Consider the following 21,243-nt stretch of genomic DNA (forward strand, 5'->3'; position numbering starts at 1 on the left):
CCCCACCGCCGTCAGACCGGGCCGGGGTGTCGGCTCAACAGGCGATGACGTACCAGACCGGGGTCCAGAACACGTCATTCCTGTTGGGAGCGTCGATGGAGAACATCCAGGCACCGTTCACGTCGTAGAAGTGCGCCCTGGTGCCCGGCGTCTGGTTGTTGTGGAGGGAGCCCCAGCCCACGAGGTTGGGCAGGGTGTACGTCGTGTTGCATGTGGTGTAGTCGAATCTGTTGCCGTTCCCGCCCTTCCCGCACACGTAGTAGTACGCGCAGTTCAGCGAGGCGGCGACCGAGCTTGACCCGGCCGCTTCGGGTACGACGGCGTTCTTCATCTGGGCCGCTGTCAGCGACGGCTGCCGGGCCTTCTCGGAGGTGAGGATGTCGGTGGCGCCGTTGGCGCTGCCGGTGTGGGCGGCGGCTGTACCGTTGAGCCCGACCGTCGAGGTCACGATCGCCGCTGCCGCGAACAGTGCCGCGGCCAACTTGCTCATTGCCATGCGAAATTCCATCCCTGTACCCGTCAACTCGCGCTCCAGATGTAGCAGTCGGCGGTTCTTCACCTTCGAGCACTGAGGCCGAACAGACAACCCCTGAACACGTGACGCAGCTGTCGGACGTGAACTGGAGGGACAGAGAACGATGGGGGCGGCGACCGGCGCGGGGCAGCACGCGGTGGGTCACGAGCGATTCACGTGGACGGCAGTGTGCTGACCGTGATCTCGTTGGTCCCGCCCTTCCTCTCCAGGGCAAACACCGCCACCACCACCGTCCTCCTCGGGCTGCACCTCGTCCCGGCGACGGTGATGATCCCCGCCCTGGCGCGGAGCCTCCACACCCGGACCGATTGACGATCCCGCAATGGGACCATGCGCGGCGCGGGGTGTGAGCGAGCGCACTACTGATCTTGGCTCGTTAGGGTGATGCTTGCTGAACTTCCTGATGCGGGTGTGGTGTTGTCGGTAGTCCGTGGTGTGTGAGATATGCGGATGGGGGCGGGCTGACGCCTGCAGCACGGCGGCGGGAAGCGGGGCGGATACAGGCGGCGGAGCTGTTCGCTCAGCAGGTCAAACCGCCCGAGGTGGCCCGGCAGCTGCGTGTGAGTCTGAAGTCGGCCTACCAGTGGCAGCAGTTGTGGCGGAAAGGCGGTGCCGGCGCGTTGCTTTCGCGAGGACCGGGCGGGAGCCGGTGTCGCCTGTCGCCGCGCCGTCCGGAGAAGCCCGCCAGGTATCTGGAGCAGGGTCCGGCCACGCACGGCTGGGGTGAGGATCAGGTGTGGACTGCGGCGAGGGTGGCCACGCTGATCGGCAGGAAGTTCCACGCCTCCTACACCGTCTCGGGTGCGATGAGGCTGATGCACCAGCTCGGCTTCAGCCCGCAGGTCCCTGCGGGTCGTCGAGCGCGATGAGCAGGCTGTATCCGTGTGGGAGGAGGCGACCTGGGCGGAGATAACAGAGCCCGGGCGGCATGTGGGGGCTACATCTGCTTCGAGGTCGAGGCAGGCTTCACCCGCCGGCCCCAGGGGACGCACCTGGGGCCGGCGCGGCCGCACCCCGCAGGTGACGGTGAGCGGACGACGCTCGGGACGACTGTCCGTGGCCAGGATGGTCGCCATACGGCCCGGCTCCCGGACCCGGCTGTGCCACCGTCCGCGCACCCACCGAGCGGGCAGGCTGAACCAGAACGGAAGACCGCGGGCACGGCGGCTGAGGTGGAGGGCCAGGTCCGCCGGATTGTGGACATCGCGGTCGATGGCGTCGAGGTAGTGCGCCGACTGACTGTGCGCGGCGCGCGCCGAGGCCGGATCCCGATAGAGCAGTGCGCAGCAGTCGTAGGGCGCGAGGAGCCTTTTGTGTGGATCGACGATGAAGCTGTTGGCGCGTTCGATGCCGGTGTAGAGACGCCGCACGCTGGGCGCCGCCAGGCCTGCTCCGCCGTAGGCGCCGTCGACGTGCAGCCACACGTGGTGGCGTTCGCATGCGTCGGCGATGTCGTCGAGATCGTCGATCAGGCCGGCATTAGTGGTCCCGGCAGTTGCCACCACGGCGAAGACGCCGGTGGCGGACTCCAGGACCGCGTTCACGGCGGATCCGGTGAGGTGCCCCCGCTCGTCTACAGGCGCGGTGATGATCTCCACATCCATCGGTTGTGCGGCGGAGCTGATCGAGGAGTGGGCGCTGTCGGCGCACACGATCTTCCAGCCGTCCGTCGGCCGGCCCCGCGAGGCGCCGGCAGCGGCGCGGGCCGTGATGAGAGCGGAGAGATTGCCCATGGTGCCACCGCTGACGAAGCATCCAGCTGCGGCGGGGGGCCGTCCGACGAGCTGGGTGAGCCAGGTCAACGCCTCGTTCTCGGCGTGGATGGCACCGGCTCCCGCCGGTCGAACCGGGGTTCCTCGCGGTTCGTGGCCAGCGTCCAAGCAAAGAACAGGCGACCACAGAGAGGGGAGTGGCCGGCCGTCACACGTGCCTGACACCCCTCGGATACTTGTGAGGCACGTGCCGGGAGCCGATCCACCACGAGCCACCGCTCCGCCGTGCGCTCGAACGGACCACGGACCACGGGCCTCGCCCTCATCGGCTTCGGCCTCGTGGTGGCCACCGCTTCCGGCCGAGTTCGCCGACCCGTCGCACCGCGACGTCAACCTTGGCCACCCGAGCAGCGATTGCGTGCGCCCGCCCCGTATCCACCTCGTGCTCACGGGGCATGGGTCAACAAGTGGGTCGACAAGGGGTAACAGGAACCACAGAGGCGAGCGCCCAGGCATGAGCACGAGGAACGGACAAGCACACCAAGCGCCGGGCGGAGAGGCCCGACACCACGACGTCCACGGGAAGAGAGACAGAGGATGGTCCAAGCGGAACCAGAACCCCAGAGCATCGGCGTCCCGGCCGAGTCCACTGCGGGCGAGACCAGGGTGGCGGCGACGCCGGTCACCGTGAAGAGACTCGTCGCGCTCGGGTACGGCGTGGTGGTCGAACCGGGGGCGGGGGCCTCGTCCCGCTTCTCCGACGCGGCCTACGAGGAGGCCGGCGCCAGGCTCGGCGACCCGTGGGCGGCGGAGATCGTGCTCAAGGTGAACGGCCCCTCCACCGAGGAGATCGGCCGGCTGCGCGACGGGGCGACACTGATCGCGCTGATCAGTCCGGCACTCAACCCGGACCTGGTCGAGGATCTGGCCCGGAGACCCATCACCGTCCTCGCCATGGACGCCGTGCCCCGCATCTCCCGAGCCCAGTCGCTGGACGTCCTCAGCTCGATGGCGAACATCGCCGGATACCGGGCCGTCGTCGAGGCCGCGCACGCCTTCGGACGCTTCTTCACCGGCCAGGTGACCGCCGCCGGAAAGGTGCCACCCGCCAAGGTCCTGGTGGTCGGCGCCGGGGTCGCCGGACTCGCGGCGGTCGGCGCGGCCCGCAGCCTCGGCGCCGTGGTCCGCGCCACCGACCCCCGGCCCGAGGTCGCCGAGCAGGTCCGCTCCCTGGGCGGCGAGTTCCTCACGGTCTCCGCAGCGCAGGAAGTCAGCACCGACGGCTACGCCAAGGCCACCTCGGACGACTACAACCGGCTCGCCGAGCGGCTGTACGCCGAGCAGGCGGCCGACGTCGACATCATCATCACGACCGCGCTCATCCCGGGCCGTCCGGCACCCAGGCTCATCACCGCCGCCGACGTCGCGCGCATGAAGCCCGGCAGCGTCATCGTCGACATGGCGGCCGCCCAGGGCGGCAACGTCGAGGGCACCGTCGCCGGCAAGGCCGTCGTCACCGACAACGACGTGACCATCATCGGCTACACGGACCTGCCCGGCCGGCTCCCCGCCCAGGCCTCACAGCTGTACGGCACCAACCTCGTCAACCTGATGAAGCTGCTCACCCCCGGCAAGGACGGCCGGCTCGTCCTCGACTTCGACGACGCCGTGCAGCGCTCGATGACCGTGGTCCGCGACGGAGCAAAGACCTGGCCCCCACCCCCGGTGCAGGTGTCCGCCGCGCCGGCCCCGGACGGAGCCCCGGAACCCGCGACGCCGACCTCCTCCGAGACGGCGGCGAGGCCCGCCCGCCCGGCCCGGTCGGCCTACGTCCTCGTCGGCGCCGGAGCGCTCGCCCTGTTCCTGGTGACCGCCTTCTCACCGGGCGAACTCATCGGCCACTTCACGGTGTTCGTGCTGGCGATCGTCATCGGCTTCTACGTCATCGGCCAGGTGCATCACGCGCTGCACACCCCGTTGATGTCGGTCACCAACGCCATCTCCGGGATCGTCGTGGTCGGCGCGCTGCTGCAGATCGGGCAGGGGAACGCCGCCGTCACCGTGCTGTCGTTCGCCGCGATCCTGCTGGCGAGCATCAACATCTTCGGCGGATTCGCCGTCACCCGCCGCATGCTCGGCATGTTCTCGAAGGGCTGATCAGTGATGACCACCGTCACGGCCGCAGAAGCCGCCTACGTCGTCGCCGCGTTGCTGTTCATCCTCAGCCTCGCGGGGCTCTCCCAGCACCGGACGTCCCGCTCGGGAGTCGTCTGGGGCATCACGGGCATGGCCATCGCCCTGGCCGCCACCGTCGGACTCGCCTCCCGGAGCATCACGGCCACCGGTCTCATACTGATCGCCGTCGCCACGACCCTCGGCGCCGGCATCGGACTGTGGCGCGCCCGGGTCGTCGAGATGACCGGCATGCCCGAGCTGATCGCCATCATGCACAGCCTCGTCGGCCTCGCCGCCGCGTTCGTCGGCTGGAACGGCTACCTCGATGTCGACGCCGAGCTCACCGGTTCGCTGCTGGGCATCCACCACGCCGAGGTGTTCATCGGGGTGTTCATCGGCGCCGTCACCTTCACCGGCTCCGTCGTCGCCTACCTGAAACTCTCGGCACGCATCGACTCCCGCCCCCTCACGTTGCCCGGCAAGCACGTCCTCAACGTGAGCGCCCTCGTAGCCTTCGTCGTGCTCACCGTCGCCTTCGTGGCCCGCCCCGGCATGGGCCTGCTCATCGCCGTCACCGTGATCGCGCTCGCCCTCGGTGCGCACCTGGTCGCCTCCATCGGCGGTGGTGACATGCCGGTGGTCGTCTCCATGCTCAACAGCTACTCCGGCTGGGCCGCGGCGGCCTCTGGCTTCCTCCTCGCCAACAACCTGCTCATCGTCACCGGCGCGCTCGTCGGATCCTCCGGTGCCTACCTCTCGTACATCATGTGCAAAGCGATGAACCGCTCCTTCATCTCGGTGATCGCGGGCGGCTTCGGCGCCCCGGCGGCGGCCGACGACGGCGAGCAGGGCGAACACCGGGAGATCAACGCAGAGGAGACCGCACAACTGCTGCGCGACGCCTCCTCGGTGATCATCACGCCCGGCTACGGCATGGCGGTAGCCCAGGCCCAGTACCCGGTGGCCGAGCTGGCGCGCAAGCTGCGTGAGCGGGGTGTCGAGGTGCGCTTCGGCATCCACCCCGTTGCCGGCCGGCTGCCCGGACATATGAACGTGCTGCTCGCCGAGGCCAACGTGCCCTACGACATCGTCCTCGAAATGGACGAGATCAACGACGACTTCCCCGCCACCTCGGTTGTCCTCGTCATCGGCGCCAACGACACCGTCAATCCGGCCGCCATCGACAATCCGGCCAGCCCCATCGCCGGTATGCCCGTGCTGCACGTGTGGGAGGCCGCGAATGTGGTGGTCTTCAAGCGGTCCATGGCCGTCGGCTACGCGGGCGTGCAGAACCCGCTGTTTTTCCGCGAGAACACTCAGATGCTCTTCGGCGACGCCAAGCAGCGGGTTGAGGACATCTTGCGGGGCCTCGACGCCCTCGACACCCCGGTCCCGGAGATGGTCGGCACTTCACGCTGAACCGCGAGGTGCGACGCGTGTCCCGGACGGTTCGTCGTCCGGGACACGGATCGGCGACACCGCACTTCTCAGTCATCTGTGCCCGTGGTCCTGTTCGGCAGGCAGATCCGGCGGCCCAGGCCCAGAGGCATCGTCCCGCCGACCAAAACGGCACAGGGTTGTCGGCAGGCGACGCCAGCGCGCAACCCAGCGCCGATACCGTGCAGACGGTCAGGAGAATGAACTCCGCAGCACGCCCTGCATCCCTGACCGCAACATCGGCCGACCGGCGCCCTGGACGCCGGGCAGTTGGGAAGCCATCGCCTCGTGGCCCCGGTGAACCGACCCGCAACAGGCGCAGGGCGTCACCGACCAACATGAGGAACCCCCTCACGATCGCCGCCCACAAGATGGCCTGCTGGCCGCCCCGTACGAGACGTCGCAGGGGGAGTGGAGAACGAGGAACACCACTTCCGAGGTCCACAGGATGCCGGGCGTCCCCGTGTGCGTAAGGCCGGACCGGGACCTTATGCGGTCGGCTCGCGGCGCAACAGGGTGAAGGTCGATCAGAGGGCCGCCGGTGGTCGGGTACCGCTTCGTGTGGGTGAAGGGCACGCGACCATCCGGGCGTCGTCCGTGTGGCGTGCCGTCGACCCGGGTGCGCGTGGTGTGCCCTGAGGTCCTCGGGACGGCTCACGCGTGAAGGAGACACACGGCATGTTCGGACAGGCACAGGCGTTCAGTGGTTTCGCGGTCGACGACCTAGGCGAGGCCCGCAGGTTCTACGGGGAGACTCTCGGGCTGCGGGTGGAGGAGGCCGGGCAGGGGGACATGCGGATGCTGATCCTCACACTCGGCAGCGGCGCGCGTGTCTTCGTCTACCCGAAGGAGACGCACACCCCCGCGACGTTCACGCTTCTCAACTTCCCCGTGGACGACATCGGGTCCGCCGTCGACGAACTGGAGCGGCGCGGCGTGAACCTCGAGCGCTATCCCGGATTCGACCACGACGAGAAGGGCATCGTCCGGGTCGGCGAGGGCGGCCCTGCGGCGATCGCGTGGTTCACCGACCCCGCCGGAAACGTCCTCTCCGTGCTCCAGGAGAAGTGACGAACGAGGTGACGGCGAAGCGGCCGGACCATCGACTGGGATCCTGAGGAGGACAGCGACTGGATCCGGGTCGGGCGCAGGCGAGCACCGGCAGAGGACCTCGCGGACCGGGCACCTACGCCGCTCACCCGGTATCTGTGGGTCTGCCAGGACCGGGCGTATACGGTGCTCGAGTTCCGTGGCGAGATCGGCATCGCCACGGCCCCGGAGCGCCCCCTACCTGGACCGGGTGACGGCGCGCCCCGGCGTGAGTCTGGTGATCGATTTGCGCCAGGTCGTCTTCTTCGGTTGCCGGGCTGAAACTGGTCCACCGGGCCCGCGCCCGGCCCCTCGATCAGGGCGGTGAGCTGCGGCTCGTCTGCCCCTCCGCATTTCCGCAGGTCAGGTACGACCTTATTGGTCAGACAGTCCCTTGGGTTCGCATCCGAGGCGAATCGGACCCCGTATCGGCCGCATGGCTGAGGGAGTGAGCCCGGCGAGACTGGAAGCCCGGCCGATCGGCCGAGGCGCGTCTCTGACGACGGGAGAGATTGGGTACCGCAACCCACCTCTCTCCGCCAGGAGCACCTCATGGCACGCAAGCCCCTCATCGTCACCGGCGTCGCGGTGGCGGCGGTGGCCGTCGGGTCCTGCGCACCCGCCGGGTCTGGGCCGGGCTGATCTCCGGCCTCGGACGACACCCCGACCAGGTCGAAGCGGCGATTGCTCTCCTGCCTCACCTCTCCGGTCGATGCCGAGCCCGGCACCATCGCGCTTTCGCCTCTACCACCCGCCGGCCCGCCTCGCGAAACTCGCCCGCCGCCGCTGGCTCCGCATCGAGGCCACCTGGCCCTGGACCAACGCGTTCACCACCTGCCGGCAGCGCCTGTCTGAACTTTCCGCCCTCACCTGACGGTACGGCCCGTCCCGACGAAGGGCAGAACGGATGAGACCCGCACCGTCCGGCCCGTGGAACCCGGCGCAGCCGCAGCATCACGCGACGACCCGCCCCCGACGTCAGGGGACATTACAGGCGAACCACCGGGACACTCAGCGACCGAAACCCGTTGACGGATCGAGGCCAAAGGTGGGTCACGTCGTGCCGCGCACATGCAAGCTCGGTGTCAGGACGATAGGGGGTGGCAGTTCGCCTGCGAGGAGTTGGTCGACTTGGTGGATGGCCAGTTCGCCCAGCCGTCGCTTGTCGAGGTGGAGGGTGGTCAGTGGCGGGTCGACCAGATCGACGACGCTCAGCCCGTCGTAGCCCACCAGTGCGCAGTCGTCCGGTACTTGGACGCCGAGCCGGCGGGCGGCCCGGAGCGCGCCGATCGCAACCAGGTCGTTGAAGGCGACCACGGCGGTGAGGTCTGGGCGCTTGGCGTACAGCGCCTCGAACGCGGCGGTGCCCCCGGCCGGGGACTGCTCAGCCATGACGACCCAGCCCTCGTCGACAGGCAGCCCATGTTCGCCGACGACTTCGAGGAAGGTGCGGCGACGGACCATCGGGGCGCTCACGCACTCGCAGTCGATCATGCCGATCCGGCGGTGACCCCGGTCGATGAGGTGCTGCAAACCGGCCCGGATTCCGGCCGCGGTGTCGATGTGGACCAACGCGTGGTTCGACGAGTCCAGCCCGCGATCGACTACAACCAGCGGCACGGCGCCCACGTACGGCTCGAGCTGCGCATCGGGATGGCTGATGTAGCCGACAAGAGCGTCAACCTGTTGGCTGAGTGAGCGGACCAGGGCCAGCTCCCGGGACCGATCGTTCTCGGCGCTGGCCACGAGCACCTGCCAGTCGCGTTCGTCCGCGGCCGCGATCACTCCTGCCACGAACTCCGGGAAGAAGGGGTTGACCACGTCGGGGACGATGAGCCCGACGGATACGACGTCCGGGCGGACCAGCCCCCGGCCGAACCGGCTGGGCCGGTACCGCAACTGCCTTGCGACATCGAGCACGCGTTGCTGAGTCCTCGGGTCGATCTCCCCCTTGCCGTTGATCGCCCGGGAGACGGTCTGATGGGACACGCCTGCCGCCTGAGCAACGTCGCGAAGCGTGACGCGCTTGACGGCTCTCACACCCCGCGCCCGCTGGTCTTCCGTTTCCCGCTGTCCGGCCACGCTGCCCACTCACTTCTGTTCCTGTGCCGCCCTGTGTCCAAGTCAATCAGGTTCACCGGCCTGCCGCGCCATCACCAGCCCGGCACTGCCACGACAGCAAGGCGGCGCCAGAACGCCACCGGCGGATCGTGAGCCGTCCGGCGGCGGGCGTTGACGGAATCTGCTCCCCTGAGCAAGAATCACGTTAACGGTCACGTTAACGGTAACGGGACACTGAAGGAGAGCACAGTGGCTGCTTTGAGGGGCCCTCTACCGCACGAGCCCCACCCGATGTTCCGTGGCGTGTTCCGCAGCTGGCACGCAGAGGCCGGCGTCTTCTCGGCGCTGCCAGACGCACCTGTGGAGCCGGATGATCCGCAGCCTTGGTGGCGCCGACTGAGAGTTCGGCGGCAGAAGCCGAGCAGCGGCGGATCTTCGCTCCGTCGGTCCACGGCGCGTCCCCGGGGCGGTCCCGCTCCCAGTGGGGGTGGTCGGACAAGAAGTGTCCCGTGGCTCGAGGATGAGATCCTCCGGCGAGGGGCGGATCGAGGGTGAGCCCGCGGCAGCGAGGCGACGAACGTGCCGACCGCCAGAACCTTGCTGCGAACACCGGTTGCAATGACGCCTGGAAACGGCGAGCCAACGCACAACAGCTGCCGCAGTGGCCATCGGATAGGGCTCACGGAGATGAGTGAAGCGCCCCCGCACCGACCGACGCCTGATCCGGGACGAGGCGTCGACCTCGTCGTGATCAAGGAACTCCTCGGCCACCCGCATCGGCGTCACCGCCGGCGTCTACGCCCACGTCCGACTCCGCCTCCAACGCCAAGCCATCGACGCCCACAACGGCGCCTCAGCCCGACCGAAGACGGGCCCGACGAACCGCCCGCACCGGCAGCCGTCCGCTGACGTTGCCGTCAGCGTTGCCGTCAAGCGCCCCAGAAGCCCCGCCGGAAAGCGCTCCGACAGGGCTTCAGATCTACCCCTGGGTATTTGGGGGAACTGCGAGATCTAACCTCGCGCTTTCATGAGCGCGCGTCGTCCATGCCTTGATCAAATAAGCGGAGAGTGCTCCTGGCCTGCAACGATGGGACTTGTCTAGGGTCCTGTCAGCTGCGAGGAAAGAAGCACTCTCCAGGTGAGCAAGCGTATCGGGTGGTACCCGCGTGTTCCGCGTCGAGGGCGGGGCCAAAGGGGCGGTCTCGCAGGCCGGGGCGGTGCTGCTGGTCGAGACGGTCCGCAAGGTGGGCCTGGACACTGCGATATCGGCGGCACTGGTGCCGTGGCGCAAACCGCGGATGGTGCACGATCCGGGCAAGATCCTTTATGGATATGGCCCTGGCCGTCGCACTCGGCGGGGGCTGCCTGGCCGACGTCGCCATGCTGCGGGCCGAGCCCGATGTGTTCGGCCCGGTGGCCTCCGACCCGACGGTCTCCCGTCTCGCCGACGTCCTCGCCGCAGCCGGCCCGAAGGCGCTCACCGCGATCCAGTCGGCGCGAGCCGAAGTACGCACCCGGGTGTGGGAGTTGGCCGGTGCGACGGTCCGGCCGCCGACGCACAGGTGATCGTGGACATCGACGGTGTGCTCGTCCTCGCGCACTCCGGGAAGCAGGGAGCCACCGTGACGTGGAAGAAGACCTTCGGCCATCACCCGCTCGTCGCGTTCGTCGACCACGGCCAGGCCGGCTCCGGAGAGCCGGTGGCCGCCCTGCTGCCCGGCAACGCAGGCTCCAACACCGCCGCCGATCACATCACCACCGCCCAACTCGCCCTGGCCTACTGATGATCTCGGCGTCATGTCGCCGGATGGTCGACGAGACCTCCAGGTCAAACACGCCTTCGTCGGGCGACATCACGCCCGGAATCTCAGTACCTGCCGAAACACCTGCGGCGGGGTCGGCAGACCTTGATCCGCACCGACTCCGCCGACGGCACCCACGCCTTCCTCGACCGGCTCTCCAAGCCGGGCCGGTGGCTGTCGTATTCCGTCGGAATGACCATCACCGACACCATCCACCAGGCTGTCCTGCAGATCCCGAAGAAGGCATGGACACCCGGCCTACGACCCCGACGGCACCGAGCGGCCCGGCGCCTGGGTCGCGGAGATCACCGACATCCCCGACCTGAGCACCGGGCCGAAGGGCATGAGGCTGATCGTCCGCAAGGAACGCCCGCACCCCGCCGCCCAGTTGCGCTTCACCGACGTTGACGGACTGCGGCTGACCTGCTTCGCGACCAACACCAAAGGCGGCCAGCTCGCCGACCTAGAACTGCGTCACCGCCGCCGGGCCCGCTGCGAGGACCGCATCCGAAACGCCCGCGACACCGCACCGCGCAACCTCCCCCTGCACGACACCGCACAGAACCGGATCTGGCTGGAGATCATCTCCCTCGCACTCGACCTCCTCGCCTGGTTGCCGATGCTCACCCTGACCGGCACCACCCGCCGCTGGGAACCCAAGAAGCTCCGCCTGCGACTGTTCTCCGCCGCCGCCCAGCTCGTGAACATCGGTCACCGACACTGGCTCCGCTTCACCGCCCGATGGCCTGGACCGACGAGATCACCCGGACAATCGACCGGCTCAACGCCCTGCTGAGCCCCGGCTGACCAGCCCCACCGACCGCCCCAACGACCCGCACCACCACACCGGGACAGTGGAACCCGGCGCCCACCCGACGCGAGAGCCGGGCCCCCAACCTGCCCCAGCCCCGAAAAACACCGCACCACACAAACACAGAGTCCCCGTCAGCACACGTACGAGGACTCATGAACGATCGAGGCTAACGCCCCGATAGCAGAAAGATGCCGTTGACCTGCGAGGATGTGAGTGTCTCTCAGTTGATCTGGTCGGTTTCCGGCGTTTCGAATTGGACTAGTGGAAGAGCCTGCGAGAGATGACCATGCACGATGACCAAGTGGACGTGACCACCGAAATCGTTGCGACCTTGATCCAAGAACAGTTCCCTCAGTGGAGCGGCAAGGCGATCCAACTCCTGTCGTCGACCGGGACGGTCAACGCCATCTTCCGCATCGGGAACGACCTCTCAGCGCGTTTCCCACTGCGTCTGGCCGATGCTGCCGAGGCGCTGGCGGTTCTGGAACAGGAAGCCCAGGCGAGCGCGGAGCTGGCACAGGTGTCTCGGTTCCCCGCCCCGGAACCCGTCGCCTTGGGAAAGCCTGGAGCGGGTTACCCCATGCCGTGGTCGGTCCAGACATGGCTGCCGGGAACGGTCGCCTCTGATGCCGACCCGAGTGGGTCGGACGCTTTTGCCGAGGACCTTGCGGCCTTCATCGCAGCCCTGCGGGACGCCGAGACGCGGGAGCGGCTATTCAGCGGCGAAAATCGTGGCGGCGTTCTCGCTCACCACGACAATTGGATGGCGAAGTGCTTCGAGGAGAGTAAGGGGCTGCTCGACGTGCCCCGGCTGCGCCAGGTGTGGAGCCGCCTTCGGGAGTTGCCACGCACGGGTGCCGACGTGATGAGCCATGGTGACTTGATTCCCGGCAATGTACTGGTCGCGGGAGACCGGCTCAGCGGCGTACTCGACACCGGCGGCTTCGGCCCGGCCGACCCCGCGCTGGATCTGGTCAGTGCCTGGCACCTGTTGCAGCCAGACCCGCGGGAAGTGCTCCGGCGGACACTGGACTGTGACGATCTGGAGTGGGAGCGCGGCAAGGCATGGGCGTTCGAACAGGCGATGGGTGTTGTCTGGTACTACGTCGACAGTAATCCGACGATGAGCAGAATGGGGCGCCGGACACTCGACCGTATTCTGGAGTCGATGGAGTGATGTCGCCCCGATCGTAGGCCGTGACAGAGACGATCGCCTGCCGCCCCCACCGACAGCACCCAGGCCGCGAACGTCGCAGACTCCCGGTCGGGCAGCAGGTCGTTGGGAGTGTGAGTCTCGCAGTCGACCAGCACGGTGCCGTACTTGTGGCCCTTGCGGGTGGCGCTCATCGACCCCGAGCACCCGGGGCGTCTCGGCGCACGGATCGGCCAGGGCCAAGGCCAGGGCCAGCAAGGTGGTGCGGCTGACAGGCACCGGCAGCCGGGCCGCGAGGATCGCTGTCACCACGGCGCTGATGGTGGGGGCCTTCTTCCTCGGCTCGTTCTACCTCCAGAACCATCAGGGCCACGGTGCTCTGATGACCGGCGTGCTCCTGCCGGTGGCGCTGGTGACAATGGCCGCCGCTTCCGCTGCCGGACGTGTGATCGGCCGTCTGGGAGCACGGTTGCTGGCCGCGGTCACCCTGGCCGTCGCAGCCGCCGGCTTCCTCGTGCCGGTGCTCTGGTCCGGAACCGCTGCCATGGTCACTGGTGTGAGCATGGCGGCGGCGGGGCTGGGCGCGCTGTTCGTCGTCGCCGTGGCCACCGCGCTGAGCAGCGTCGCTCCCCATGAGGCCGGTGTGGCCTCAGGGATCGTCAGCACCTTCCACGAGTTCGGTGCCTCGGTCGGCGCTGCGGTCGTCTCCAGTGCCGCGGCCTCGAGCATTGCCGTCCGCACCGGCGCCAACGCCGCCTCCGGCTTCGATGACGCGTTCTTCGTCGCCACGGGCGTTGCCGCACTCTCCGCCGTCATCGCCCTGCGGCTGATCCCGTCCAAGCACGAGTAAGCCCGTGCCACCCACCAGGCGTTGGCCACGCGATTGATGCGAGCCCACCCGAAACGAGCGGGCGTAGCGCACGCCCTCGAACTGCCCAACGGAGGCACTGGATGAACAACAGCAAGCGCCGACTCTGGACGGCTGGCATCGCTGCAGGGGGTGTCGGCGCGGCACTGACCGCGGTCCTGCTGATCGGGAACCCGCAGGAGAATGGTGACGACCGGCGGACCGACCGGCAGGAAACGGTGGCCGAACACGGTCAGACCGTGATGCCCTTCGACCTCGAACAGACCACCCACCGTTTCACGGCCACCGAAACGGGCGGGGTCCAGGACGTCGTCGCCGACCAGTCCGACGACGCCAAGCAGATCGGCCTCATACGCACCCATCTTCAGCAGGAGGCCAAAGCGTTCAGCCGGGGAGACTTCGGCGACCCCGCTCAGATCCACGGCGACAGCATGCCGGGCCTGAAGGGACTGCAAGAAGGCTACGAACGCATCGAGGTGCGCTACCGGGAACGACCCGAGGGGGCCACCCTCACCTACGCCACGGACGAGCCTGCGCTGGTCGACGCACTGCACACTTGGTTCAAAGCGCAGCTCAGCGACCACGGGGACCACGCCGAATCCGGCCACTGACCAACGAGCCGAGCACCGAAGCAGACCCATCACCGCGTACACCGCACGATCGGAAGTGGATGGCTTGAGTGACCCTTACGAGCTGAGCGTGGGCGTGCCCTCCGTCGAGGTTTTCCACCGCTTGCGTACCGATGCCGGCCTGTCGGACAAGGACCCCGAGGCGGTGGCGCTCGCCCTGCCCAACACCTGGCACGGGGTGGTCCTCCACCACGATGGATCGTCGACATGTGCGTACGTCCCGCACACCAGGGACGCGGCCTCGGCAGGCGCATCATGGCCGCACTCACCGAGGAACTGGAGCGCCGGGCGCCCGCGACCGCCTACGTCTCGCTGATCGCGGACGGCCCGGCGCCTCCTGTACGAGAAGTTCGGCTTCGCCGACACCGCCGCGCACGAATCGATCGGCATGTACCGCGTGATGGGCGAGTGCCTGGAGCCAGCGGACCGCGGGCGGAGCCGTAGGCGGCTGCCACGACCGTGACCGCTCCGGGGAGGACCTGGCCGGCCCCTCGTCATCGCCGGCCTCGCCGTCAGGAAGGCCGCGACACCTGGCAGGGCAAAGGGTGCCGTGCCCCGACGGCCGCACCCACGAACGCCCTGTCGAACGACGACACGGACCTGTGCGGTTGTGGGCCCGGCTGCGCCTGCTGCTCATGAACGTCTCGTTGGCCGCCCTCACCACCGCCCGGGACGCTGATGCTGGCCAGGAGATCGGCGAGCGGGGGCAACGATGGACTGGACACTGGCGGGAGGGCTGGCCGCCGGCCTGCTGATCGCGACCGTGTCCGCCCCGGTCGGTGTGTCCGGTGCGGTGTTCCTCCTCCCGGTCCAGCTGAGCGTCTTCGGCGTGCCCAACCCGGCGGTAACCCCGACCAACCTGCTGTTCAACGTCGTCGCCGGCCCCGGCGCCCCTTCGGAGCGGGCTGGAGGCGGCGTTCGGCCAGCCAGGCGACCACCGCCCGGTCGAGCGCATCGGCATCGAGGCGGGCCAGGGTGCGGCGGATGGTCGTCTCGCACGGCACCGGCCGGGTGCCGCTCAGCGGGCAGCGGCGCGCGCCGAGACGGTCCAGGACCGCCGGCGGCGCATCGGTGGCCCACTCGCTGATCGCCGGCAGCGAGGTTGCGCCGGTCAGTACCGCGCAGGCCGCCAGCGCCAGCACGTACACCAGGCTATGGCGCCTGCCGCGCGGCTTGCGCGGGTCGGGGACCTCGGCCAACCGGGCCAGCAGTCCGGGCAGTTCGTCCTCGGCGGCGCCAGGCTGACCGCAGAGTTGGTCACGGACGGGCGGGATCGGAGAAGATACGACGGCAGGCACGGACTTCCGTAAGGATCACTGGACTCGACACCCACATGATCTTGGAAGCTCGTGCCTGCTCCACGTTCCGGGCCCACATCAGGACAACCCGCTCAACCCGCAACTACGTCAAAGCCCTGGTATTCCTACTGCCCGCCTACTCTCCCGACCTCAACTCGGTCGAGTGGGTATGGGCGCACGTCAAGCGCAGCCTGGCCGACCTCGCCGAGGTGGCCCTCGACCGGCTCGAGGCCCTCGTACGCAACCAACTCAAACGCCTTCAGTACCGGCCCGAAACTCTCGACGGCTTCATAGCGGGCACTGGCCTGGCTCTCGACGAGCCAGCGTCACCCTGACGCGCCGAAGTCCGTAAAGAACTTATGGACGCGGGAGACGAACCATTCGGGTTGTGCCAGGTGCGGATAGTGCGTGCGCTTCGGTGCCTGCTCGGCCACGGCGGCGGGGATGCGGTCGGCGAGCCAGTCGGCGTAGTCACCACCGGGGTCCGTTCCATGCAAAGACAGGTACGGGACACCAGGCGGGAGACTCGTGGTCCGTCGAGACCACGCTGCCAGGGTGTCAGCGTCCCAATCAAGCAACGGGGTCCAAAAACCGCTGAACACGTCCTGGTCGAGGGTGCGGCGGCGCTCGATGTCGGCCACGAGCACAGAATCCAGCTCACCGTACAGCGAGGCGAAAACCGTGCGAACGAAGTCCGCGAAGCCCTCTCCCCGCACAGCGATGGCTATCTCCGCAGGCAGCGGGCCGACCCGCAGCGACTGGTCAACGTTGACCACACCACGGGTCGGATAACGAGCTGCGTAGGCAGTCGCAATCACCCCACCGAGGGAATGGCCGACGACGAACGGGGGCTGGTCCCCAGTCAGATCCTCGCCCAGCGACTCGATCAGATGGTGGATGTCCTCCACCGACTCGTCAATCCCGAACGGCGAGGTCCGAGGCGAGTCTCCGTGGCCGCGCAGGTCGACGCGCAGCACGCGGAAGTGCTGCTGCAGGCAGACAGGGGCCCAGAACCTTCGGTTCTCGGTGATGCCGTGGACTGCCACGAGTAGCGGTCCCGTGCCGTTGAGGTCGTGGGCCAGCTGATTGTGTTCCTGGCTCATGGAATGCTCCCGGAGTTGATCGAAATGGATCTGTATCTTGTTAAGATTTACTTTCATGCAATTGGACCTGAATCTGCTGACCGTGCTGGACGCCCTGCTCGAAGAGGGCAGCGTGATGGGTGCAGCCGAGCGGCTGCACCTGTCCTCGCCCGCGGTGAGCCGCACGCTCGGCCGACTTCGTACCGTCACCGGGGACGACATCCTGGTGCGCACCGGTCACTCGATGAGTCCCACCCCGTACGCGGTCTCGGTACGAGAAGACGTGCACCGGCTGGTCAGAGAAGCGCACGAAGTGCTCTCGCCGGTCCGCGAGTTGGACCTGGCCCAGCTGGATCGCACCTTCACGATCCAGTGTCACGACGCGGTGGCCGCGTCACTGGTACCGGTACTGGTCGGGAGGATCCAGCAGCGGGCGTCCGGGGTGCAGTTGCGGGTGCTGGCGGAGAACTCCGTCGACACTGACGACCTGCGACGCGGCCGCGTCGATCTGGAACTCGGTGGCGGCAGGCCTGGTCTGCCCGAATTCCGGTCCGAGCCGCTCGGCGAGGATCGGCTCGTCGTGGCGATGCGCGCGGACCACCCTTGTGCCGCCGGACTCGACCTGGCCTCCTACGCGGCGCAGTCGCATGTGGTGATCTCCAGGCGTGGCCGCCTCACCGCGCCGATCGACGACGTGCTGGCCGCCGCAGGCCTGCGGCGCCGGGTGGTCGCGGCGGTGGCGACGGTGTCCACCGCCCTGCAGATCGCCGCCCGCGGTGATGCGCTGGTCACCTGCACGGCGATCCTCGGCCGCCCGCTCATCGAGGCGTTCGGGCTCCTCACCCGGCCGTTGCCGATCGAGTCCCCGGCGTCGACGATCAACTGCAACTGGCACCAGCGCTACGATTCCGACCCCGCCCACGCCTGGCTCCGCGAGCAGGTCCGGGCGTCGATCGAGGAGATCACCGCCTGCTGACCACTCCGCCTACTCCGCCATCCGCCTACTCCGCCAATGGCAGGGCCACAGCACCGGAAAAACCAGGCTCCTCGGCTTCGTCGAGCATCGCCGCAGCGACGGTTTCCCGGCTGACCTTCGCGCCGAGGTCGAAGGGAGGCGCGGCCTCCAGGCCGACCGTGCGCCGACGGGGGCTTTCCGGCCCGTCAGCGAGCATCCCGGCGTGGAAGACGGTGCCCCCGGCCGCGAGAACGGTGTTGTCGGCTTCGACTTTGTTCGCGAGCCGGTCGCCCAGCACCTTGGCGAGCACGACCGCGCCCTCCCCCGCCACTTCGGCCGACTTGCCCGTGCCGTAGGCACCGAGCCAGATGACGCGTCGCGGTCCGGCGGCGACGACGGCCCGGGCGCCGGCCAGGAGAATTCCGGCCCGGTCCGTGCCGAGCGCGGAAAGGACAACGGAATCCCCACCCACGACGGCGGCGATACTGCCCGCGTCGTTCACGTCGCCCGCCACTTTGCGCAGGTTGGGGGAGTCGGGCAGGGCGATCCGCTCGGGATCACACGCGATGGCGGTCACGGTGTGACCACGCCGCAGCGCCTGTCGGGTGAGGGCGATTCCGGTCTGGCCGGAGGCCGCGAGGACGGTGAGGTTCATGCCGGGAACGTTAGGGAGTCCGTCACTTGGCATCAAGTGCAAGTATCTGACTTGATAAGTTACTCAGACGCAATCACTTCGGGGTGAGGAGCGGAGTGTGCCGCGTGGGAACCTGTGTGGCATTCGGGATGAACACCGGGACCTGCCACGGATATTCACCGTTGCCGAGGTGGATCTGTGGCAGCTTGGGCTCCTCCCAGATGTCAGACATGGGTTCTCGCGGGGTGTGCGACGACCGGCAGTCGAGACGGTTTTCCGTGGTCCGCCAACCTGTGTGCACAGCAGAGCGGCGGCGGACACCATCTGCCTGCCGTCGCCGCTCGGGCGGGTTTCGATCGATTGCCTGTAGAACGCGGTGTTCACGGTGACCAGGACGACGTTGGCCACCGAGCCGCCGTTGCCAAAGGTCCCCAGTGGCCCGGTCGCCGAGACGTCGACACGGCGCGCCACCAGTCGACATGGCGCGTAGCGCGGCAATCCACTGCGGACGGGGTCTGGGTTCGGCAGAGCTGTCGTCACCATGAACGACGAGTCCTGGCTGCGCGAGCCCTTCGGGCAAGGTCATCGTCGTGTGTGCTGTCACGGACACGCGGCATGCAGCGTGCCGGCGCGCACCTCGAGTCAAATGCATGTGAGTAAATCTTGTATTGATCAAAGTGCATTTGAAGCAATCAGTGGCTGCTCGTAGTGTCGAGACGTGCCTCCGGCCGCACCTCGCGGATGAAGGAAGCCCTTGCCTACCGCATCGGTACTCACTGACGAGCCGGCAATGCAACTCCCGCCATGAGCCTTCAGACACACTGCCCGTCTCGGCGGCGACCCCGGCACCCCCGTCCGTCAACGCGAAGGAGTAAAGAAGTTGTCCAGGAAATCCACGGTGATCGTCGGCGGCGGCCTGGTAGGACTGACAGCCGCGGCCTCGCTCCAACTCATCGGCCACGACGTCATCGTGCTGGAACAGGCACCGCGAATTCGCGCCGTCGGCGCCGGAATCGGCCTGTGGGCCAACGCGCTACGGGAGTTCGACCACCTCGGCATCGGCCCCGCAATCCGTGACATGGGCATCGAACAGAACACATGGTTCTTCACCCCTGCCGGCGATCCGGTCCGCGCACCTGGTCACACCGACAGCGATCACCAGTTCCTCCTCGTACCGCGCCCCGAGTTGAACAATCTTCTGGCCGACACCATCGGTCGCGACCGAATCCGCCTCGACGCCCACGCGACCGGATATACCGAGACCGCATCGGACGTCGTCGTGCACCTCGCCAGCGGCGAGACACTTCGCGCAGATCTACTGATCGGCGCGGACGGCGTCCACTCAAACGTACGCAAGCAGCTGGTGCCGGGGAGCGACACCGTAACGCACTCCGGCCACTACGCCTGGCGCGCGATCGTGCCGACCGGCAACCAGAACTCGGAGGCCACCGTACTCACTGTCGGCCACCGCCGAACCCGCGGCGGATACGCCAGGATCGCTCGCGATCGGACCATGTGGATGGTCAACCAGTTCGACGCCGGACCGCTCACCGGAAGCAAGCGCGACCGGTCACTGGAACGCGCACGGAATCTGGCCGAAGCGGGATGGAACGACGAACTCCTGTCCCTGATCGCCGAAACACCGGAGGAATCCATCCTGGAGAACCAGGTCACGCTGGTCCCGGAACTGCCCCGTTGGACCAGCACGCGCGTCGCTCTGATCGGCGACGCCGCGCACGGACTGTCCCCCCACATCGCTTCCGGCGGCACTCTCGGTATCGAAGATGTCGGCGTCCTGCGCAGCAGCCTGACAGCCGAGGCCGACCTGGAAAAGGCCCTCACCACCTACGAGCACGCCCGCAGCGCCCGCTTCGATACGGTCCGCGAGCACTCCGCTGCCGTCGAACATGCCGACGACGCAGTCGAATTCGCGCAACGCTACGCCGCGTTCAGCCACTGGATGCTCACCACGGCACCCGCCACCTGACACCGGCCGACGGGAGAACCTGCTCGCTGCCCAGGCGGCCGCCACGCCAACCCGAACCCTGCACCAAAACCATGGGAGACCGAGCATCCGCCACCCCATCAGCAGCTCCAAGAATTAGGGAATCACCCATGAATTTCCATATCCATATGACAGGAGGCGAGTAGCAGATGCCGGACTGGATAAACCTCGCAGAATCTTTGATAGCGTCGCCTGCGCTCTACGCCGTACTCATCGCGGTATCCTTACTCGACTCTTTCCTCCCGTTAATCCCGAGTGAACCCGTCGTGATCCTCGCAGGCGTCGTCGGCGCAACCGGGCAGACGAATATCATGCTTGTCATCGCTGCTACGACGGTCGGCGCCTTTCTCGGCGACCTCGTTCCCTACTTCATCGGCCGGTTGATGGGGCAACGCGTATTAAAGCGCCTGCCAGTTGGCACCAAGCGCCGGAAGGCGTATGACTGGTTCGAGCGCGAACTCGAATCACGCGGCGGTTTTGTACTCGTCTCCACGCGATTCATTCCGGTCGGACGCTATCTCGCCACAGGAACGGCGGGGGTAGTGAGATACCCGCTGCGCAGGTTCATGCTGTATGTTGCAATTTCCACCTCCACATGGAGTGCCTATACCGCACTGTCGGGATACCTCGGCGGTGTCTTCTTCCAGGAGAATGCGCTCCTTGCTGTCGCCGTCGGCGTCGGGCTCGCGTTTGCGGTAACCGGTGCGGTGGAGTTCTCGCGATATATACGGCGCCGCAAGAATCCGATCAAGCCAGATGATGTCGTTTCCGAATATCTTTGAGGCGCCATACCGAAAGCGCCCAGGAGGGTGGGGCGGGTCGTGCGAGACGTTTGTCGTAGTCTCGGGGAAGTTAATAGGAGAGTTGGGCCCTTTTTCGGTTTCGGGCCTTGACTCTTCTGTTTGGGAGGGGTCGGGGCCTCTCGTGTTTGCGGGTGGCCTGGGTGAGGGCCTGCCCGCGGGATGTCGAGTCGCGGCGGGCAGGCCCTCCGAGC

At 67.8% G+C, this 21,243-nt stretch carries 15 protein-coding genes and 6 pseudogenes; 15 read left to right on the plus strand and 6 right to left on the minus strand.

The genetic code is table 11. From position 1 onward, the window contains the following. Positions 1–34: 34 nt before the first annotated feature. Positions 35–496, minus strand: a complete 462-nt coding sequence (locus ACFU53_RS35885) for a hypothetical protein (protein WP_384002238.1) — start codon at positions 494–496, stop codon at positions 35–37. Positions 497–670: 174 nt separating this feature from the next. On the opposite strand from ACFU53_RS35885, the pseudogene ACFU53_RS35890 reads away from it, so the two are divergent. Together ACFU53_RS35890 and ACFU53_RS35895 are read left to right on the plus strand one after the other, a co-directional pair. Beyond that, a pseudogene (locus ACFU53_RS35890) lies at positions 671–847 on the plus strand (DUF6069 family protein); the annotation flags it as partial. A 230-nt stretch (positions 848–1,077) separates the two neighbouring features. Further along, positions 1,078–1,404: a winged helix-turn-helix domain-containing protein gene (locus ACFU53_RS35895; protein WP_384002241.1), complete on the plus strand. Its 327-nt coding sequence runs from the start codon at positions 1,078–1,080 to the stop codon at positions 1,402–1,404. 306 nt (positions 1,405–1,710) lie between these two features. Here ACFU53_RS35895 and ACFU53_RS35900 read toward each other — a convergent pair. Continuing rightward, a pseudogene (locus ACFU53_RS35900) lies at positions 1,711–2,763 on the minus strand (aminotransferase class V-fold PLP-dependent enzyme); the annotation flags it as partial. 81 nt (positions 2,764–2,844) lie between these two features. Here ACFU53_RS35900 and ACFU53_RS35905 point away from each other — a divergent pair. The 3 genes from ACFU53_RS35905 (at position 2,845) to ACFU53_RS35915 (ending at position 6,930) form a co-directional block, all read left to right on the plus strand. Next, positions 2,845–4,404 carry a Re/Si-specific NAD(P)(+) transhydrogenase subunit alpha gene (locus tag ACFU53_RS35905; protein WP_384002243.1) on the plus strand — a complete coding sequence of 520 codons (1,560 nt, stop codon included), beginning with the start codon at positions 2,845–2,847 and terminating at the stop codon, positions 4,402–4,404. 6 nt (positions 4,405–4,410) lie between these two features. After that, a complete protein-coding gene (gene pntB, locus ACFU53_RS35910; protein ID WP_384002245.1) occupies positions 4,411–5,841 on the plus strand; it encodes a Re/Si-specific NAD(P)(+) transhydrogenase subunit beta in 1,431 nt (476 codons plus the stop codon). A gap of 696 nt (positions 5,842–6,537) precedes the next feature. Beyond that, positions 6,538–6,930: a VOC family protein gene (locus tag ACFU53_RS35915; protein ID WP_384002248.1), complete on the plus strand. Its 393-nt coding sequence runs from the start codon at positions 6,538–6,540 to the stop codon at positions 6,928–6,930. 1,071 nt (positions 6,931–8,001) lie between these two features. On the opposite strand, the gene ACFU53_RS35920 is transcribed toward ACFU53_RS35915, so the two are convergent. After that, positions 8,002–9,039, minus strand: coding sequence for a LacI family DNA-binding transcriptional regulator (locus ACFU53_RS35920; protein ID WP_384002251.1), 1,038 nt, complete (start codon positions 9,037–9,039; stop codon positions 8,002–8,004). A gap of 1,108 nt (positions 9,040–10,147) precedes the next feature. Between ACFU53_RS35920 and ACFU53_RS35925 the strand changes: the two are divergent. From ACFU53_RS35925 to ACFU53_RS35950, 6 genes and pseudogenes are all read left to right on the plus strand, one after another. After that, positions 10,148–11,618, plus strand: a pseudogene (locus ACFU53_RS35925) (IS1380 family transposase). Positions 11,619–11,905: 287 nt separating this feature from the next. After that, positions 11,906–12,802: an aminoglycoside phosphotransferase family protein gene (locus ACFU53_RS35930; protein WP_384002254.1), complete on the plus strand. Its 897-nt coding sequence runs from the start codon at positions 11,906–11,908 to the stop codon at positions 12,800–12,802. 238 nt (positions 12,803–13,040) lie between these two features. Next, complete coding sequence (locus tag ACFU53_RS35935) at positions 13,041–13,628, plus strand: MFS transporter (RefSeq protein ID WP_384002257.1); 588 nt, start codon at positions 13,041–13,043, stop codon at positions 13,626–13,628. 101 nt (positions 13,629–13,729) lie between these two features. Beyond that, a complete protein-coding gene (locus ACFU53_RS35940) occupies positions 13,730–14,257 on the plus strand; it encodes an aspartate carbamoyltransferase (RefSeq protein ID WP_384002260.1) in 528 nt (175 codons plus the stop codon). Positions 14,258–14,312: 55 nt separating this feature from the next. Beyond that, positions 14,313–14,738 (plus strand): annotated as a pseudogene (locus ACFU53_RS35945) (GNAT family N-acetyltransferase). A gap of 249 nt (positions 14,739–14,987) precedes the next feature. Then, a pseudogene (locus ACFU53_RS35950) lies at positions 14,988–15,167 on the plus strand (sulfite exporter TauE/SafE family protein); the annotation flags it as partial. Here the strand turns inward: ACFU53_RS35950 and ACFU53_RS35955 are convergent. Beyond that, on the minus strand, positions 15,142–15,573 hold the full coding sequence (locus ACFU53_RS35955) for a transposase family protein (RefSeq protein ID WP_384002263.1): 432 nt from the start codon (positions 15,571–15,573) through the stop codon (positions 15,142–15,144). The pseudogene ACFU53_RS35950 and the gene ACFU53_RS35955 sit on opposite strands and share 26 nt — an antisense overlap. A gap of 119 nt (positions 15,574–15,692) precedes the next feature. Between ACFU53_RS35955 and ACFU53_RS35960 the strand changes: the two are divergent. Then, positions 15,693–15,908 (plus strand): annotated as a pseudogene (locus tag ACFU53_RS35960) (IS630 family transposase); the annotation flags it as partial. Here ACFU53_RS35960 and ACFU53_RS35965 read toward each other — a convergent pair. Beyond that, on the minus strand, positions 15,900–16,676 hold the full coding sequence (locus ACFU53_RS35965) for an alpha/beta fold hydrolase (protein WP_384002266.1): 777 nt from the start codon (positions 16,674–16,676) through the stop codon (positions 15,900–15,902). The pseudogene ACFU53_RS35960 and the gene ACFU53_RS35965 overlap by 9 nt on opposite strands. 55 nt (positions 16,677–16,731) lie before the next feature. On the opposite strand from ACFU53_RS35965, the gene ACFU53_RS35970 reads away from it, so the two are divergent. Next, entirely contained in the window at positions 16,732–17,631 is a 900-nt protein-coding gene (locus ACFU53_RS35970) for a LysR family transcriptional regulator (protein ID WP_384002269.1), read from the plus strand. Positions 17,632–17,656: 25 nt separating this feature from the next. Here the strand turns inward: ACFU53_RS35970 and ACFU53_RS35975 are convergent, their stop codons facing one another. Beyond that, a complete protein-coding gene (locus tag ACFU53_RS35975; protein WP_384002272.1) occupies positions 17,657–18,265 on the minus strand; it encodes an NAD(P)-dependent oxidoreductase in 609 nt (202 codons plus the stop codon). 859 nt (positions 18,266–19,124) lie between these two features. On the opposite strand from ACFU53_RS35975, the gene ACFU53_RS35980 reads away from it, so the two are divergent. After that, entirely contained in the window at positions 19,125–20,231 is a 1,107-nt protein-coding gene (locus ACFU53_RS35980; protein ID WP_384002275.1) for an FAD-dependent oxidoreductase, read from the plus strand. A gap of 167 nt (positions 20,232–20,398) precedes the next feature. Then, the gene (locus ACFU53_RS35985; RefSeq protein ID WP_384002278.1) at positions 20,399–21,031 is read left to right on the plus strand and encodes a DedA family protein; all 633 of its coding nucleotides are present in this window, start codon (positions 20,399–20,401) and stop codon (positions 21,029–21,031) included. Positions 21,032–21,243 lie beyond the last annotated feature (212 nt).

The organism is Streptomyces sp. NPDC057474 (assembly GCF_042802555.1).
GTDB lineage: Bacteria > Actinomycetota > Actinomycetes > Streptomycetales > Streptomycetaceae > Streptomyces.

Bases quoted from the DNA above. Each gene is read 5' to 3' on its own strand.
- ACFU53_RS35970 (WP_384002269.1), top strand. From the start codon at position 16,732: ATGCAATTGGACCTGAATCTGCTGACCGTGCTGGACGCCCTGCTCGAA.
- ACFU53_RS35940 (WP_384002260.1), top strand. From the start codon at position 13,730: ATGAACAACAGCAAGCGCCGACTCTGGACGGCTGGCATCGCTGCAGGG.
- ACFU53_RS35930 (WP_384002254.1), top strand. From the start codon at position 11,906: ATGACCATGCACGATGACCAAGTGGACGTGACCACCGAAATCGTTGCG.
- ACFU53_RS35915 (WP_384002248.1), top strand. From the start codon at position 6,538: ATGTTCGGACAGGCACAGGCGTTCAGTGGTTTCGCGGTCGACGACCTA.
- ACFU53_RS35975 (WP_384002272.1), bottom strand. From the start codon at position 18,265: ATGAACCTCACCGTCCTCGCGGCCTCCGGCCAGACCGGAATCGCCCTC.
- ACFU53_RS35965 (WP_384002266.1), bottom strand. From the start codon at position 16,676: ATGAGCCAGGAACACAATCAGCTGGCCCACGACCTCAACGGCACGGGA.
- ACFU53_RS35885 (WP_384002238.1), bottom strand. From the start codon at position 496: ATGGCAATGAGCAAGTTGGCCGCGGCACTGTTCGCGGCAGCGGCGATC.
- pntB (WP_384002245.1), top strand. From the start codon at position 4,411: ATGACCACCGTCACGGCCGCAGAAGCCGCCTACGTCGTCGCCGCGTTG.
- ACFU53_RS35905 (WP_384002243.1), top strand. From the start codon at position 2,845: ATGGTCCAAGCGGAACCAGAACCCCAGAGCATCGGCGTCCCGGCCGAG.
- ACFU53_RS35985 (WP_384002278.1), top strand. From the start codon at position 20,399: ATGCCGGACTGGATAAACCTCGCAGAATCTTTGATAGCGTCGCCTGCG.